Consider the following 17,827-nt stretch of genomic DNA (forward strand, 5'->3'; position numbering starts at 1 on the left):
AGCGTGATCCACCTCGTCCTGCAAATGCGAATCGTACGTTAATCTTAAAGACTGTACTGACCAGGGTGCACTTTCTGCAGAATGAAAACGAGGCATTATTCACTTCAGACCCGAAAAGTGGTGATTAGCTTTTATAGAAGCTTCCTGTCAGTTGCTTCCTTATGAACCTAAAATTGGTTATTAAAATTGGTTGGTGTGTTCGGCATGCACAAAATCCAAGAAATAGTATTTGACATAGTACGCTAAACGACAAAAAAATAATCCTTCACTAGGGAAGGATTTAAAGAAAATATATTAACAAAGGGGGATAATACTATAGTTCCCAGATTGAGAGAGTTATATACATCGATTTTTAAAATATAAAAATATTAGTTTATCCACTCGTGAAATGAGGGCCTTCTTAGCAAGCAGATTTGGAGATTTCAATGCTTCACTTTACACTTATAGGTTCTATGTGGATGAATTTTCAAGTTCATCGTCGAGTTGAACGATTATTTCATCGAGTTTTGAATTATATCATCAAGTTGAGCACTTTTATCATCAAGTTTGGCAATATATCGATTTCTCTGCAAAAATCGACATAATCTTTACTTGCCGCAAACACTGTTCCACTTATATCTTTAGTTGGGATCGTATGACTAAGCGTTAATCAAATTAAATACAAAAAACCCCTAAAATAGAGGTTTCTTCAGCACAATACTATGTAAACTGAACTTCCGTCTCTCCCGCCGCTCTTTCCGCCATCTCATCCTTCGTGTAAATCACTCGCATTGGATTACCCCCAACAAACGCTCCAGCCGGAACGTCTTTATGGACAAGTGTTCCTGCTGAAACAATTGCGCCGTCACCGATTTCGATTCCAGGAAGTATCGTTGAGTTGGCACCAATCATCACTTCACTACCAATTTTGACTTCGCCTAAGCGATACTCTTTTATTAAATATTCGTGAGCTAAAATCGTCGTATTGTAGCCAATCACTGTATTTTTTCCAACCGAGATTTTCTCAGGAAACATCACATCAAGCATGACCATGAGCGCAAAGGATGTTTGGTCACCGACTTTCATTCCTAAAAATGTACGATACAACCAATTTTTCACCGCTAACAAAGGAGTATACCTCGCTAATTGAATCACGATAAAATTACGAACAACCCTCCAAAATGGAACTGTTTTATAGACATGCCATAGAGAGTTAGGTCCAACAACCGGGTATCTTGTTGTTCTTCTCACTTATTCCACTCCAACAATTTTTAAAAGTTCGCTCATCTTATCGACGATATAATCTGGCTTGTAGCTTTCAAGATACGCTCTGCCCTTCACACTCCATGAAACAGCAACCGTTGTAGTGCCGGCATTACGACCAGACTCAATATCATGATGATTATCTCCGACCATGATCGCTTCAGCGGGTAGTGAGCCGAGTTGATCTAATGCTTTTAAAACTGGCTCTGGATGTGGTTTTGCATTCTCCACATCATCCAACGTAACAACCACATCAAAAAATTGATCAAGCTTTGTAAGTTTTAACCCCATATTCACGGTGTCTCTAATCTTTGTTGTGACAATTCCTAGCTTAAACCCTTGTTCGCGCAACGTTTTGACTGTTTCAAAAACAGTGTCATATTGCTTCACTAGAAGATCATGATTTTCATGATTGAATTTTCGATAAGCGACAATCATTTCTTCAATTCGGTTTTCGTCAACGCTATGAAAGGTATCGTGTAAAGGTGGTCCTATAAACGCCAATACATCCTCACGTTGATACTTGTTTGGGTAATAAGAATTTAATGTATGCAGAAACGACTCAATAATTAGATCGTTTGTATCAATTAATGTTCCATCTAAGTCGAATAGTATTGTATTAATTTTCATAGGTTGCTTCCTTTCTCTTCAATGTATGCTCTGCTCTCTTTTTCCAAATAAATGCTACCGTAATCGTCAAAATAATCGCAACGACAAGTCTGATGATGAGCAACGGCCAAACAGGGATACCAAGAGGGATAAAGATTAAAGTATCTTCTACAACCGCATGACAAGCAACTAAGAAAATAAAAGCAAGAGTCAAATCCTTGTAGCTGACATTATCCTCTTCTACTGCTTGAATCATCACACCTGCTCCGAATGCCAAACCAATCGTCAACCCTGCCACTAATGTCATCGAAGTATTTTCCTTCATTCCAAGAAGACGAGTGACTGGCGCCATCCACTTAGAAAAAACATGTAGCCAGCCTAAGTCTTTTAAAAATTGAATCACGATCATTAACGGAATAACAATCAAAGCCAGTTGAATAATTCCAAGTCCTGCTTTTTCAATTGCCTCAACTATAATCGCTCCCCAACCTATTGGAGCTGTTTCACTTTTTGCAATAAAGCCATATTGCGCTGTCTCGCTCCCACCTTGCCAAACAAGATTGACAATAATCCCTGATGAAAAAGCAAGCCCTAATCTTACAAGCATTATAATCCAGAGCTTTAGGCCAACCTTCACAGCAACCGTTGACTCAATGATTAAATTGTGAGAAAACGAAAGCATAAGTGCTAGAATAAACACTTCTTTTACCGATAAATCAAGCGTTAAAATAGCTCCGATTCCAGCATAAAGGTTTAAAACGTTTCCAAGCACGAGAGGAATGGCTGCTTCACCCGACAATCCAAAAATCCCCATCAACGGTGAAATCAAGTTTATCAACCAGCCTAAAACAGGTGTATGTTGGAACAAACTGACTATCAAGGTAACCGGAAAAATAACTTTACCTAATGTCCATGTTGTTTGCAGACCAGACTTTAACCCCTTTTTCAAACTATTCCCCATATTAATCACTCCCTTGCTTCGAAAGCTTATCTTTGATGTTGTCTTTTAATTTCCAGTATCTAGATATTTCTCGTTTGCATATCCTCTAAAACGACGGAACAGCAGAATTCCAACTGCAACCACAACAAGCACGATTGAAATAACCTGTGCAATTCGGAGTGATTCTGTCAGCATCAAGCTATCTGTTCGCATCCCTTCAATGAAGAAACGACCAATTGAATACCAGATGATGTACGAAAGAAAAAGCTCTCCTCTTCGTAAGTTCACTCTTCTTAATAATAGTAAGAGCGCAAAGCCCGCTATGTTCCAAATCGATTCATATAAAAAAGTCGGATGGTAATACTGTCCATTTATAAACATTTGATTAACGATAAATTCTGGTAAAAATAATCCTTCTAAAAACTCACGAGTTACCGGACCACCATGTGCCTCTTGATTCATAAAGTTTCCCCAACGACCAATTGCTTGACCTAATATAATACTAGGTGCTCCAATGTCTGCGAGCTTCCAAAAAGAGATTTTCTTTATTTTAGAGAAAACATAACCTGTTGCAAAGGCACCGATTAAGCCACCATGAATCGCAAGTCCACCGTTCCAAATCTTAATAATATCCCCTGGATTTTGAGAATAATAGTCCCACTGAAAAATCACATAATATGCCCGCGCACAAATAATTGCAATTGGAATCGCAAATAAAACAAGATCCACGAATGTGTCTTTATGTAATCCTCTTTTTTCACTTTCTCGTACCGCAATCCAAAGCCCAAGTAACGCGCCCAATCCAATTATAAGGCCATACCAATGAATTTGTATGGGACCTAGGTCTAGAAAAATTGGATTAAGAGGCTGAATGTTCTGTTCCATGTTTTCCGCTCCCTTTTCTTATCTATGTATTTGACATTCTTCATTTATAAAAATTATTCTTCGTCATTGTCTCCCTCTTCTATTACACTAGCGAGCTTGGTTGTGAACTGTTCTGCTGCGTTTACACCCATTCTTTTTAAGCGGAAGTTCATTGCAGCCACTTCAATAATAACGGCTAAGTTACGTCCAGGACGAACGGGAACGGTTAATTTTGTAAGATCTGTATCAATAATTCTCATTTTCTCTTCTTCTAGTCCCAGGCGATCATATTGCTTTTGTGGATCCCAAAGCTCTAGATTAATAACAAGCGTGATGCGCTTATAGCTTCTAACCGCTCCAGCACCAAATAGTGTCATCACATTGATAATTCCAAGACCGCGAATTTCTAGTAAATGCTCGATTAATTCAGGTGAATTTCCGATTAATGTATCTTGATCTTCTTGGCGAATTTCAACACAATCATCAGCTACTAAACGATGGCCACGCTTTACCAATTCAAGTGCTGTTTCACTTTTACCGACACCACTTTTACCAATAATCAGTACACCCACGCCATAAATATCAACAAGTACACCATGTACAGCAGTTGTTGGGGCAAGCTTTCCTTCTAAAAAGTTAGTAAGATGACTAGAAAGTCTTGTTGTTTTCATTGGAGAACTGAGCACAGGTACTCCTTCTCTTTCTGAAGCCTCTAGAAGTTCAGTTGGAATCTCCATGTCTCGTGTCACAATAATCGCAGGCGTCACATCTGTACACAGCTGATCCATACGACCTTCTTTTTCTTTTTCTGAAAGACGTTCAAAAAACGAAAGCTCTGTTTTTCCAAGTAGCTGAACACGTTCAGCTGGATAATATGTAAAATAACCGGCAATCTCAATCCCAGGACGAGATAGATCACTCGTTATAATTGGCCGGTTAATTCCTTCCTCACCACTGAGTATTTCTAGTTTAAATTTATCAATCAGATCCTTTGTGCGAACTTTCGGCACGTTGTCATCCCCCTTTATTAAAAACATATAAGAAAAGCGCAAGGCGCCCGCTTATCGGCGACAAGCATAAGACGAGCCGGCTGGAAGGTTGTTCTTTAACCTTCTGGACGGATTGGCTTAGACCATAGAGCCGATGGCGCCTGGAGCTAGACACAAAAACTAAGTACAAAAAACTTATACTTTTTTATCTTTTGAAAAAAAATCACTTTTCAATTAATTACCCTTCTTATTTTAGCACTCCTGTGATACTTTCCAAAATAAATAATTCAGGTTACTCGAAATTCTCAAAAGCAAGGTGGTATAGACAACTATACTTTAATTTGATAAAATATACCTGTAAGCGAATTCAATATCATTTAATGAATTTTGTTATTAGGAAGATTGACGTTAAAATGAAACGATATTAACTAAACTTTTATTGAGCGAGGTCCTACTCATGAATATAAAACAACTAAAAACGGAACAACGTAATCTCAAAACCATGGATATAGATTTATTAACATCCGAACAAATTGTCACACTCATCAACCAGGAAGACACATTAGTCCCTAACGCCATCGCAAAAGTAATCCCCTCTATCGCCAAGGTTGTCGATCTTATCGTTGATCGGATCAAAAATGGTGGACGGCTTGTTTATGTTGGCGCTGGTACAAGTGGCCGCATCGGTAGTCTCGATTCGTCTGAATGTCCCCCAACCTTCGGGATTGACCCATCCCTTGTAGTATCAGTCATTGCAGGTGGAAATCAAGCTATTTTCGATGCAGCAGAAGACGTTGAAGATAACTCTGAACTCGGAATTCGGGATCTTCAAGCTCTTTCTTTAAACAGTAAAGATATTTTAATAGGAATTGCTGCAAGTGGGCGCACTCCTTATACAATCGGTGCGCTGGAATATGGAAACAAAGTTGGCGCAATCACCGTTGCTTTGGTATGTAGTGATGCTTCCAAAATGGAGCAGATAGCCAAGCATACGATTGCTCCAATCGTTGGACCTGAAGTTATTACAGGTTCGACAAGAATGAAGGCTGGTACCGCTCAAAAACTTGTTCTAAATACTCTTTCAACAGCCGCAATGATCAAGCTCGGAAAGGTCTACAGTAACTTAATGGTTGATGTTCAGACTTCCAATGAAAAATTACAAAAACGAGCGTTAAACAATATTGTCATGGCCACAGGCGCATCAGAAGAAGCAGCTCTCCAAGCTTTGAACGTGCAAAAAGGCGAAACGAAAGCCGCAATACTCCAGTTACTGACTGATGTAGATCCACAAGAAGTTAAAAGGCTATTAGCTGCTCACAACGGATCAATAAGAGACGCGATTCAATCTACCTTTAAAAATAGAAAACACGACGAGGTGTAAAGATGAAGAAAAACAAACCTCTTTTAATCAAAAATGCAAAAATCTATACGGAGGACGCTGTCATCACCAAAGGCTCTCTCTTAATTAAAGACGGCAAAATTTCCGAAATTGGCACAGAGATCTCTTTTTCAGAAAGTAATCTTGAAGTTATCACTTTAAATGAAGGTGAAATGCTTGTACCCGGCTTCATTGATCTTCACATACACGGAGCAGGTGGCGCCGATACGATGGACGCGACATCCACAGCACTTCAAACGGTATCAAAATCACTTCCTGCTGAAGGAACAACAAGTTTCCTAGCGACAACGATTACACAATCACATGATGCAATCAGCAAAGCATTAGAGAATGCTGGAACATTTGAAAACCAAGCAGGACAAGCAGAGCTTTTAGGCATTCATTTAGAAGGGCCATTTATTTCTCCGCTCCGTGCAGGTGCACAACCAAAGGAATATATCTGTTCACCAACAATTGAGATGTTTCGAATCTGGGAGCAAGTATCCAATCATTCAATTAAACTCGTCACACTTGCTCCAGAGGAAAAAAATGGTTTTGAGCTGATCGAATATTTAGCTAAAAATGAAATCATTGCTTCAATCGGTCATTCTGATGCAACTGAAGCACAAATGAGAAAGGCCATTACCGCGGGTGCTCAGCATGTTACCCACTTATACAACGGAATGAGAGGCTTCCACCACCGTGAACCAGGAGTAGCTGGTACGGCACTAACAAATGATGAACTGTTCGTAGAGTTAATTTGTGATGGCATTCATGCCCACCCATCCGCTGTTAAGCTTGCCTACCTGTCAAAAGGAGCGGACCGCTTTATTTTAATAACAGATGCCATGCGTGCAAAGGGTTTGCAAAATGGAACATACGAGCTCGGTGGACAATCAGTCTTCGTTGAAAACAACAGAGCACTACTTGAAGATGGAACGTTAGCAGGTAGTATTTTAAAAATGAATGAAGGTATGAGGAACTTAATCGACTATACAGGCTGCTCTATAGAAGACGCCCTTAAAATGACCTCTTTAAATTCAGCAAAGCAATTAAAGATCGATGATAAAAAGGGAAGCATTGCTGAAGGAAAAGATGCTGACCTTGTTGTTTTAACAAGCAATTTTGATGTAGCTATGACTTTTTGTCGTGGAGAATTGGCCTATCAAAAAGGAGAGACGAAATGATGAAGCTAGTGCAAGTAGAAAATGACACCGAAATGAGCCAAGTAGCTGCAGAAAAAATCATTTCACTAGTCACACATAACCCAACAGCAACACTTGGTTTAGCAACAGGGGGAACGCCAAAAGGTGTATACGCTGAACTTAGACGTGACTATGAAAACAATCACACCTCTTACCACAGCATAAAGGCTGTTAATTTAGATGAATACGTTGGTCTTACAGCAGAAGACCCAAACAGTTACAAGTACTATATGAGCAAAGAATTGTTCAATCATATCAATATTAAGTCAACAAACACACATCTACCTCATGGAAATGCAGAGGATTTAAATGAAGAATGTGTGCGCTATGAGAAACTAATTAAATCTCTAGGGGGCATCGACCTCCAGCTACTCGGAATTGGTCACAATGGTCATATTGGTTTTAATGAACCTGGTACGAGCTTTGAAAGCCGAACACATCTTGTTCACCTGACCGAACAAACAATTACAGCAAATTCCCGCTATTTTTCATCTTATGAAGAAGTACCAAAACAAGCCATCACGATGGGCATTCAAACCATACTTTGCAGCAAAGAAATTGTCTTAATCGCTTCAGGAAAAGAGAAAGCAGAATCAATCAAACGTTTGTTTAAGGGAGAAATCAACGAAAGCTTCCCAGCTTCCACACTACTTCTCCACGCAAATGTCACAGTTATAGCTGACAAAGAAGCTACTGCTTTATTATAATCAAAAGCGGAAGCGCCTTGTTCAGCCCCGAAAAGCATAAGCCAAGAACTTGTAGGAAGGGGCTCTTTCCTTCCTATGAGTCTTGGCTTATGACCTCGAGGGGCTAGGCGCTGGAGCTGGATGCCGAAACGCTTTCTATAATCCAACAAGCATACATTATTAGAAAATAATCAAAAGCGAAAGCGCCTACGAAAGGAGACGGTACAATGATTATCGATAAAAGCTCTCCTGTACCCATTTACCACCAAATTGAAGAACAATTGAAAACACAAATTGAGGAAGGCACTCTTATGTCTGACAGTGCACTTCCTTCTGAACGCGAATATGCAGAAACCTTTCAAGTAAGCAGAATGACAGTTAGACAAGCTCTTAATAACCTTGTAAACGATGGGTTTTTGTACCGCCAAAAAGGGCGAGGAACCTTCGTAAGTAAGCAAAAGGTTGAACAAAAACTACTAGGCTTAACCAGTTTTACGGAAGATATGGTTGCGCGAGGATTGAGTCCAAGCAATAAGCTCATTACGTTCGAGGTTTTCCCTGCTAGTGATCGCATTGCTAAGCAGCTCCAAATTCCTCCTACCACACCAGTTTATGAAATTCAGCGCGTTAGGCTTGCCGATGGAATTCCAATGGCGATCGAAACATCCTATCTGCCTGCCAGCTTGATAAAAGGGCTTACAAAGGAAATAATCAACCACTCTCTCTATAATTATGTAGAAAACACACTCTCTTTGAAAATTGAGCGTGCTACACAACAGCTAGAAGCATCGATTGCTCGAGAATCGGAAACCAAACTTCTACAAATTGACAAAGGTGCGCCCATTCTGCTCATCTCTCGAACTTCCTTTTTAAAAGATGGCACACCCTTTGAATTTGTAAAATCAGCCTATCGAGCAGACCGCTATAAATTTGTACATCATATGGACCGTTAAAAAAGCGCAAGCGCCTTGTTCAGCCTTAGGCATAGCATAAGACGATTCTAGGGTAGAAGGCGTTCTTTGCCTTCAATTTAGAATTGACTTATGACCTCGAGGCAGTCGAGAACGCGACGTCCTGTCGCTTCGACTGCACTAGCACGTCCTGTGCGTCGGGGCTAGGCGCTGGAGCTGGACTTGCGAAACGCAAACTGAATCCTAGAATTATATGAATTCTGGTATTATTAAAAAAAATCAAGAATCACGCTACCCAATGCCATGCTTTCTCCTATATAGAAGTTGAAATGAACTTTTGGGAGGAATTAGCGATGAAAATAATGATTGATGCTGGACATGGCTTCGAAACGGCTGGAAAACGAACAGTTGATGAAAAAATGAGAGAGTATGAATTTAACAGAGTGGTTGCCAATGCTGTGCGATTAGAATTACAACAATACGAGAGTGTTGCTGTTTACTTCTCACACTCTGATCAAAAAGATATCCCATTACAAGAACGGACAGATGAAGCGAACTCGCTGAATGTTGACCTATTTGTCTCAATTCACGCCAATGCATATGGTAACGGACGTGACTGGAACTCTGTGCAAGGAATCGAAACCTTTGTTTACCTTACAAATCCAACAGAAGCAAAAAAGCTAGCAACACAAGTTCAAGCTCAATTAGTAAAGATGACTGGGCGCACTGATCGTGGCGTTAAAACCGCAAACTTGCATGTGTTAAGAGAAACGAAAATGACGGCAATCCTCTGTGAATGTGGATTTATGACCAACAAAGAAGAAGCCGCAATGCTTATGACTGAAGAGTATCGGTTCAAATGTGCGCAGAGCATTGTGAAAGGAATCGTAAATTGCTACAAACTTAAGAAAAAAACACAACAAGCACTCTATCATGTGCAAGTTGGAGCCTTTTCTAAAAAGGCTAGCGCCGAAACACTCATCGCAAAGCTAAAAATGCAAGGCTTTGACGCATATCTTAAAGTAGAGTAAACAACAGCTAGACTTGTGAATTCAATACTAAGAAAGAGCATGACACTTATAATTAAGTCATGCTCTTTCTTAATTTCTTTCTCCGAAAATAGACCACCACACCTGCATTGATCATTAATTCAATCATCAAAAGATTCACTACTTGTCCGTTCCAATTTAAACCTCCTCGTTCATTAAGCGATTCTTCAATGAGTGGTTTGATTTGCCCTTCTAATGTTGTGAAGCCCCAAATACGCGAACGTTTTTCACCGTGATATTGATCTTGGACCCGAGTATACCAATAATAAGTTTGATTTTGAGTTAAGTTATTATAATCAACAGATGCTACATCACCACTTTGTACACTGCTCACTTTGTCTATTAACGCATCTGTATACACATTCAACGTAAAGAAATCAGTTGCGACCATTTTTGTTTCTTGCTCTAAATTCACCTGCATTGTAAATTCATCTTTATCAGGATATTGGGTTGGATCATAGTAATTATAGGTGTTGGTGTAAGGCGAATAGGTTTTTACTTCTATCGTGTTATCGTCCGTGTTTACATGCAAAAGACGAAGAAATCCTAGTCCACCCTTTGGCCCTCCTTGATAATCAGCAAGCATTTGATACACCTTCCGATCCCCATTTCCATCTCCATCATCATCAATTTCGTCAATAAGCGTTTCGCTATCGTGATAATGTCCACTTAATACAGCAACAACATTCGAGTTTGGTTTTACAACTTTATTATAAATTTTTTCACCAATTGGGCTTCGGTTTCCACTAACTAACAGATATTCATGAAAAGCTAGAATTGCAATACGATCTGTGTGTTGTTTTAGCACTTTATCCACCCATTTTAAATCCCCATCATTCACTCCCCAACCGGCATACACCATCACAAAATCATTTCCATTCGCAGATATAAGATCATAGTGTCCACGGTTGTTTTGATAAGATCCCCCATAGAACGCTTGATTCTTAAAGCGCTTTTCACCAAAATACGTTCTGAATTGATCATATGATTCATCCTTATGACCCACATCATGGTTACCAGCTAAAACGCCATATGGAAGTTTCGCATCTTCTAACGTCTTCATATAAGTATCTGCATACTTCCATTGTTTCTTACTCCCAAAATCATCAACTAAATCACCTGTATGGAACACATATTGAATATTAAGTTTTTGTTTATTTTCAGCCAGCCAATCTGTTTGTTTTTTGAAAATTTCTGGATAGCTTTCAGAGTAGTATTGAGTGTCAGACATCCAAGCAATCGTATAATTGGCCTTTTTAGTTTTTTCAAACAATTTATCCTGGACTATCACACTGATTCTTTGGTCCTTCACATACTCTTGAACGGTAACACTTCCTTTTAAGGTGAACACATCTTTCCCCGCGACAAGAAAATCAACTTCCTTCCACTTATTGTCGATGTGACTCCACACGTACATCGTCACCTTTCTACCGGGCAATGAGTGCCCTTTCCAGACAATCTCAATAAGGTCATTTTCATCTATTTGCTGATCAACCTTTACATCGAAACGATGATAGGGAAAATCAGTTTTCGAAACTTTTTCGACTGTTTTACCATCGTTTCTTTCTGCTTTTTTGTAAGCTCTATTACTCAGCTCTTTCTCCCCTTCTTGATCAAAGGCTTGAGGAGGTTCAGTGGATGAGACATTTTCTGATAATTTCACACTCTCACGATCTGCGGCTGTGTATTGAAACGCCTTGTAAAAAGATACATGGAGAAAATCTTTCGTTGGATCTTGTACCTTTACCGAAAGTTTAGCATTTAGATTTGAAGAAATCGTATCGGTAGATTTCGGATTCAGAGGATTTTCTTCGGCTACCTTAAACTTTTTAGTTACCTTGTTTTCGTTTCCTTCAGAATCTCTAGCACTCAAAAGTAAAAGGTGGTTTCCGTCCGATAATTCTGCTGAAGATGTTACATAAGGAAGGGAAATCTCCTTACCATCGAGCATTGCTGTTGTACGAACAATTTCACTCCATACATCTCGTATCTCTGCATCAATGGTAATTTTTCCTTTATAAACTTTTCCTTCCTCAATACTTGGAGTAATAGTTGGTGCTGAATGATCGACGATAATCTGTTTCACTTCTGGTTGTTTGTTCTTTTTCAGCACCTTTATAAGATGTGGTCCCTCTTCTTCTTTGGTTGTATCCCAATTTAATGCAACGGCTGTATATTTATGATTAGGAATTTTGAATTGAAAGTTGTGCAAGGGGAAAGATTTGCCCTCATCACCAACTTTGATCACTTGATTTGGATTCTTGTATTTTTCATCTCGAAGAACGGTACCATCCGATAAAACAAGTCGGACGTTTTTTACCGTAAATTCATCGTGGTTTTCTTCCGAAGTAGTGTCAAACGGAGAAACCTTTGTTCCAGATACAATTGAGATCCTTGGATAATCTTTTGCTGAGAGCGTATTAGCAGGAATTGGCACACTGATTGATTTGTACTTTTTAATACGATTATCGAGCAATTGAAGAACTTTCCCCTCAACTACGATAGCATTTTGAAAAAACACATTTGTATTTTTAATATCGAATGTGAAGTGCGCATCTTTTTCAAGCGCAGGATAGGTTTTTGTTTGAGGTTTTCCATCAATTTCAATGATCGTATCCTTTACATTTCCATTTGTGGTGATCAATTTAATTGCAGAAGAATTTTGGGTGTTAGTTACATTCACTCTCTCCCCATTATTTGTAGTGGCATCAGTCGTAATGAGTAGTTGATCAACTACAAGTAAAAAAATAATGCTGATCAAAAAAGAAAGAATGACTTTTATTATCAATTCTTGTTTCATACGCATCCCCCTTAATTTATTTTGTCCGCATCTATAAAATCAATGCATCATTCCAGGGGATGGTATGTATAGATATGCCCACAAAAAAACGGCCAAATGAGCGGCCGTTATTTTTTATCCTTCAAAGGTTCAACAATTCCTTTTTGTATCAGTAAGTGGAGCAAAGAGATAACAATTGCTGCAAGAATTGCTGTTCCAAACCCGTCAATGTTAAAGGAGTCACCCATTAATCCTTGGGTAATCATTAACGTAATCGCATTAATAACAAAAAGGAATAAACCTAGCGTTAAAACGGTAACGGGTAAGGTAATGATGATTAAAAAGGGTTTTACGAGTACATTTAAAATTGAGAGAATAAAGCTCGCTGTAATTGCTGCTCCTATCCCACTTAAGTGGAAAGAGTCAAAATAACCAGCAATTACGATTAAAATTAAAGCATTCACAAGAATGCTCACAAGCCATCTAATCATTGCGAATAACATCCTCTTGATTCGGGACCACCATGATCCAAATTAGATACACGAACACGAGTGGGAAAAATCCAGTAACGAGTAACAAAATCACGAATAAAATACGTAACATTGCCGCATCAATTCCTGTGTATTGTGCCAGTCCACCAAGTACTCCTGATACTTTTCGGTCATTTCTCGAGCGAACCAATTTTTTCAACTTTATCACCTCTTTGTATGTTTTATCAGAATAGAACCTGTTTTAGAGTCTGCAAAAAGAGATAATTCTTTATCCGATAAAAAATTCGTTTTGAAACGAAGTTCTTTTTGAATGGTCTCATTTTTTTCGTGAGTAATTTCGAGAGTGTCTAATTCTGATGATAGTGCTCCTAGATTTGTTTTTAGTTCCCCAATAACTCGAGCACTTTCCGGGGTATAAATGTCAATGTTACCAGTAGTTGTTTTTGCATATAAAGTATGACATTGATTGCCTGTTACCGTAATCATAAGATTGCCATTAAAGCTTTGGGCGTCAATCTTTTCCGAATTACCTTGAATGGAAACCATTCCATTTATTGATTCAGCTTCAATCTTTTTGAAGTCACATTGGTATGCCTTAATTTGACCGTTCGCCGTTTCGAGTTCAGCATGGTCACCCTTTACTGAAGTAAAAGAAACAACTCCATTTGCTGTTTTTGCTCTCAAGTTCTTTATCCTTAGTTGTTCCCCGCGAATTGGTCCATTAAACAGCTTAACCTTTACTTGCTCATAAACTTGATTAGGCACATAAAGGATCAAGCTTACCTTCATCGATTTTTTCTCAGTTTGAAATCTAAACTTATTTCCTTCAATTTGACAATCCACACTGTTTAGAAACAGTTCTCGTGCCTGGTCTTGATCTTCAACACGATACACCTTGGCATCACATTCTACTCTTATATCTTGCTCAGCCCAAGGTTTCACATTCACATTCCCATTTACTAACGCTATGTCTATTTCATCAAAAGTTGAATGTTGAAACTGAAAGATGTGATGAACATCCATGGCTTTACCAAAGTTTAAATCAAGATCAACTTCCTTGACTTTTTTTACGGCTGTATCAACCCATTCCATCAGCTTCGATCCAAGTGATGATTGCTTGTTTGTGTATGACTTGTATTCCTCTTGTTTTTGACTATGTGAAGACAATACTTCAGTTGAAAGTGCTGTTATTTTAGATTCAGACTGTGCTTCGTCCTTCTCAAGTTGTTCGATTAAGGTAATGGCTTCTTCCGCAGATAGCTTTCCTACTTCAACTAACTTTAAAATTCGTTTTTTCTCCTCTTTCATCTATAAATCCTCCTATTTGATCTGAGTTAACTGATAGCCTCTATACATCTTAAGCCTTTTGAAGGACTTTAATTCCTTTTACAATGTTCCAAATGAACACAACTAAGTTAAGGATTCCTACCACAATAAATCCTCCGAAAAAGAGAGATAAGAAAATTCCTTCGCCTGCATTTGCCATACTACTAAAGATCACCATAGCGACTAGCCCAATTAAAGTTAAAATCGGAATAATATGTGAGATTAATGATTTTTTTGCATCATTTTTGACTTCCTCGTCGTCGACAATAAAATAAATCGCAATTGGTAAAATGAACGGCGCGAAAAATACACTAAAATAACATAATGAAGAAATGACTCTGTTTGTAGCCATTAAAGACCAACTCCTTTGTAGATTATACGAATAGATGGGGGAGAAGTTTCAAAAAAACTAAAAATAAAGAGAAGCAAAACGAATTGCTCCTCTTTGGAAAACTGTAAAACTGCACTTTACAAGCCCTATAAATTAACTTCCTCTTTTTCCTTAACTAGCTTCTTCATCCGGTCTCGATCTCGCTTAAGGATTGGTTTTAAATACTTTCCTGTATAGGACTCCCCAGCTTCAGCTATCTTCTCAGGGGTCCCAGTTGCAATGATCTTTCCGCCAAGATCTCCACCTTCTGGACCGAGGTCTACAAGATAATCTGCTGTTTTTATGACATCTAGGTTGTGTTCAATGACGAGCACAGTGTCTCCATTTTCAACTAAACGCTGCAACACTTTTAGCAATCGCGAAATATCATCAACGTGCAGACCCGTCGTTGGCTCATCCAAAATATAAAGTGATCGACCCGTTGATCTTCTGTGTAGCTCAGAAGCTAGCTTCACACGTTGTGCTTCACCACCTGAAAGTGTGGTTGCAGGCTGTCCAAGGGTGATATATCCAAGGCCAACGTCATAAATCGTTTGTAGCTTCCGATGAACCTTCGGAATATTTTCAAAAAAGGACACAGCATCTTCAACCGTCATATCTAAAATATCTGAAATGTTTTTTCCTTTGTAGGTGACTTCAAGGGTTTCACGATTATAGCGTTTTCCATGACACACTTCACAAGGTACATACACATCAGGTAAAAAATGCATTTCAATTTTGATAATCCCGTCTCCACGACATGCTTCACAGCGGCCGCCTTTTACATTAAAGCTAAACCGGCCTTTTTTATAGCCTCGGACCTTTGCTTCATTTGTCGTAGCAAACATGTCACGAATATCGTCAAAAACACCTGTATAGGTGGCTGGATTTGACCTAGGCGTTCTACCAATTGGTGATTGATCGATATCAATCACCTTATCAAGTTGCTCAATACCATTTATTTCTTTATGTTCACCTGGCTTTATTTTCGCTTTATGTAGCTTTTGTGCAAGTGATTTATGAAGAATTTCATTAACCAGAGTACTTTTTCCTGACCCAGATACACCTGTCACAGAAACGAACATGCCAAGTGGAAACTTCACGGATACATTTTTCAAATTGTTTTCGGTTGCACCCTTAATCTCAATGAAACGTCCGTCTGGCTTTCTTCGTTCATTTGGTAGAGGAATAAATTTATGCCCTGATAAATATTTACCCGTTAACGAGTTTTCGTCGTTCATAACCTCTTCAGGTGTTCCAGCAGAAATGACTTGACCACCATGAATGCCTGCTCCCGGACCGATGTCAATCAAGTAATCTGCCGCCATCATCGTGTCTTCATCATGTTCAACGACAATAAGTGTATTTCCAATGTCACGCATGTTTTGGAGTGTTTGAATAAGTCGGTCATTATCACGCTGATGGAGTCCAATTGAGGGTTCATCTAAAATGTAAAGAACACCAGTTAATCTTGAACCGATCTGAGTTGCTAAACGAATTCGTTGCGCTTCACCACCAGATAATGTTCCCGCTGCACGATTCAAGGTTAAGTAATCTAATCCCACATTGTTTAAGAAGCCTAAACGTTCGACTACTTCTTTCAAAATCATGTTCGCAATCTTCATTTCTTTTTCAGATAAGTTGACATGTTTAAAGAAAGATAATGCTTCTTGAACGGAGAATTTGGTAATTTCTCCGATATGATTCCCATCGACAAGAACAGCAAGTGTTTCTTTTTTCAAGCGGTGGCCCTTACATGTCGGACAGGCTTGCTGCGCCATATACTTCTCCATTTGCTCGCGTATGTAATCAGAGCTCGTTTCTTTGTAGCGCCGCTCGACATTTTTCAGTACACCTTCAAATTGAATGTAGTTTTCACGTACTTGACCGAAATCATTTTCATAACGGAAGTAAATTTCATCAGTACCGCTGCCATATAAAATTTTATCCAACAGCTGCTTAGGAATGTCGCTAACTGGGATTTCCATATCCACACCGTAATGATTACACACAGCCTCTAATAACTGCGGGTAATATTGTGAGCTTGTTGGTTCCCAAGGTGCAATTGCATGTTTACGTAAAGATAAGTCACGATTTGGAAGGATAAGTTCAAGATCTACCTCCAGCTTTGAGCCAAGTCCATCGCAATCTTGACAAGCACCAAATGGGCTATTAAATGAAAACATTCTTGGCTCTAATTCCCCAATTGAAAACCCACAAAGTGGACATGCATGATGTTCACTAAAAAGAAGCTCTTCTTCGCCCATTACATCAATCAGCACTCGACCTTCCCCAAGTTTTAGAGCAGATTCAAGAGAGTCCGCTAGTCGTGCAGATACGCCATCTTTGACAACAACGCGATCGATGACAACCTCGATTGAATGCTTTTTGTTCTTTTCAAGTGTGATGTCTTCTGTAAGCTCTTGCATTTCTCCATTTACACGAACTCGTACATAGCCTTGTTTTTTAATTTCTTCAAGGGTCTTTGCGTGAGTGCCTTTTCGACCTGAAACAACAGGAGCCAGAACCTGAAGCTTTGTTCGCTCTGGGTATTCTAGAATCCGGTCAACCATTTGCTCAATTGTTTGCGAGGTAATTTCAATGCCATGATTCGGACATACTGGTCTCCCTACTCGCGCATATAATAATCGGAGATAATCATAAATTTCCGTCACAGTACCTACTGTTGAACGTGGGTTTCGACTAGTTGTTTTCTGATCAATTGAAATCGCAGGTGATAGCCCTTCGATCGCATCAACGTCAGGCTTATCCATTTGCCCTAAAAATTGACGAGCGTAGGCAGACAAAGACTCGACATATCTTCTTTGACCCTCTGCATAAATGGTATCGAACGCTAATGATGATTTACCTGAACCAGACAAACCTGTTATCACAACAAGCTTATCGCGCGGAATGGTCACATCTATATTTTTTAAGTTGTGAGCACGAGCTCCTTTCACAACGATTTTATCCATTGCCATCTTTTAA

At 39.1% G+C, this 17,827-nt stretch carries 16 protein-coding genes; 5 read left to right on the forward strand and 11 right to left on the reverse strand.

Features of this window, described 5'->3' with window-relative positions:
- Positions 1–699: 699 nt before the first annotated feature.
- From ACFFIX_RS18110 to hprK, 5 genes are read right to left on the reverse strand one after another with little or no spacing between them, the layout of a single operon-like run.
- A complete protein-coding gene (locus ACFFIX_RS18110; protein WP_378936473.1) occupies positions 700–1,230 on the reverse strand; it encodes an acyltransferase in 531 nt (176 codons plus the stop codon).
- Positions 1,231–1,872 (reverse strand): pyrophosphatase PpaX, encoded by a 642-nt coding sequence (ppaX, locus tag ACFFIX_RS18115; RefSeq protein WP_378936475.1) that lies wholly within the window; start codon positions 1,870–1,872, stop codon positions 1,231–1,233.
- The gene (locus ACFFIX_RS18120; protein ID WP_378936477.1) at positions 1,862–2,812 is read right to left on the reverse strand and encodes a nucleoside recognition domain-containing protein; all 951 of its coding nucleotides are present in this window, start codon (positions 2,810–2,812) and stop codon (positions 1,862–1,864) included. Before ACFFIX_RS18120 ends, ppaX begins: the two co-directional genes overlap by 11 nt.
- A 45-nt stretch (positions 2,813–2,857) precedes the next feature.
- Entirely contained in the window at positions 2,858–3,676 is an 819-nt protein-coding gene (lgt, locus tag ACFFIX_RS18125) for a prolipoprotein diacylglyceryl transferase (RefSeq protein ID WP_378936479.1), read from the reverse strand.
- Positions 3,677–3,729: 53 nt separating this feature from the next.
- Positions 3,730–4,665 (reverse strand): HPr(Ser) kinase/phosphatase, encoded by a 936-nt coding sequence (gene hprK, locus ACFFIX_RS18130; RefSeq protein WP_378936481.1) that lies wholly within the window; start codon positions 4,663–4,665, stop codon positions 3,730–3,732.
- Positions 4,666–5,101: 436 nt separating this feature from the next.
- Here hprK and murQ point away from each other — a divergent pair, with 436 nt between their 5' ends.
- The 5 genes from murQ (at position 5,102) to ACFFIX_RS18155 (ending at position 9,855) form a co-directional block, all read left to right on the forward strand.
- Positions 5,102–6,025 (forward strand): N-acetylmuramic acid 6-phosphate etherase, encoded by a 924-nt coding sequence (gene murQ, locus ACFFIX_RS18135; protein ID WP_378936483.1) that lies wholly within the window; start codon positions 5,102–5,104, stop codon positions 6,023–6,025.
- Positions 6,026–6,027: 2 nt separating this feature from the next.
- The gene (nagA, locus tag ACFFIX_RS18140) at positions 6,028–7,209 is read left to right on the forward strand and encodes an N-acetylglucosamine-6-phosphate deacetylase (RefSeq protein ID WP_378936485.1); all 1,182 of its coding nucleotides are present in this window, start codon (positions 6,028–6,030) and stop codon (positions 7,207–7,209) included.
- Positions 7,209–7,934, forward strand: coding sequence for a glucosamine-6-phosphate deaminase (gene nagB, locus ACFFIX_RS18145; RefSeq protein ID WP_378936487.1), 726 nt, complete (start codon positions 7,209–7,211; stop codon positions 7,932–7,934). The genes nagA and nagB overlap by 1 nt, the downstream gene beginning before the upstream one ends.
- A gap of 209 nt (positions 7,935–8,143) precedes the next feature.
- Entirely contained in the window at positions 8,144–8,866 is a 723-nt protein-coding gene (locus tag ACFFIX_RS18150; protein WP_378936603.1) for a GntR family transcriptional regulator, read from the forward strand.
- Between the two features lie 311 nt (positions 8,867–9,177).
- Entirely contained in the window at positions 9,178–9,855 is a 678-nt protein-coding gene (locus ACFFIX_RS18155; RefSeq protein WP_378936489.1) for an N-acetylmuramoyl-L-alanine amidase, read from the forward strand.
- Between the two features lie 52 nt (positions 9,856–9,907).
- Here the strand turns inward: ACFFIX_RS18155 and ACFFIX_RS18160 are convergent, their stop codons facing one another.
- The 6 genes from ACFFIX_RS18160 to uvrA all read right to left on the reverse strand — a co-directional run bounded on the left by ACFFIX_RS18160 (position 9,908) and on the right by uvrA (position 17,820).
- Positions 9,908–12,673, reverse strand: coding sequence for a metallophosphoesterase (locus ACFFIX_RS18160; protein WP_378936491.1), 2,766 nt, complete (start codon positions 12,671–12,673; stop codon positions 9,908–9,910).
- Positions 12,674–12,780: 107 nt separating this feature from the next.
- On the reverse strand, positions 12,781–13,143 hold the full coding sequence (locus ACFFIX_RS18165) for a phage holin family protein (protein ID WP_378936493.1): 363 nt from the start codon (positions 13,141–13,143) through the stop codon (positions 12,781–12,783).
- Positions 13,136–13,342: a PspC domain-containing protein gene (locus ACFFIX_RS18170; protein WP_378936495.1), complete on the reverse strand. Its 207-nt coding sequence runs from the start codon at positions 13,340–13,342 to the stop codon at positions 13,136–13,138. Before ACFFIX_RS18170 ends, ACFFIX_RS18165 begins: the two co-directional genes overlap by 8 nt.
- Positions 13,343–13,347: 5 nt before the next feature.
- Positions 13,348–14,451: a DUF4097 family beta strand repeat-containing protein gene (locus ACFFIX_RS18175; RefSeq protein WP_378936497.1), complete on the reverse strand. Its 1,104-nt coding sequence runs from the start codon at positions 14,449–14,451 to the stop codon at positions 13,348–13,350.
- 49 nt (positions 14,452–14,500) lie between these two features.
- On the reverse strand, positions 14,501–14,821 hold the full coding sequence (locus tag ACFFIX_RS18180; RefSeq protein WP_378936499.1) for a magnetosome magnetite crystal formation protein family: 321 nt from the start codon (positions 14,819–14,821) through the stop codon (positions 14,501–14,503).
- Positions 14,822–14,946: 125 nt separating this feature from the next.
- Positions 14,947–17,820 (reverse strand): excinuclease ABC subunit UvrA, encoded by a 2,874-nt coding sequence (gene uvrA / locus ACFFIX_RS18185; RefSeq protein ID WP_378936501.1) that lies wholly within the window; start codon positions 17,818–17,820, stop codon positions 14,947–14,949.
- Between the last annotated feature and the right edge of the window lie 7 nt (positions 17,821–17,827).

This window comes from Metabacillus herbersteinensis, from assembly GCF_042433335.1.
Lineage (GTDB): Bacteria > Bacillota > Bacilli > Bacillales > Bacillaceae > Metabacillus > Metabacillus herbersteinensis.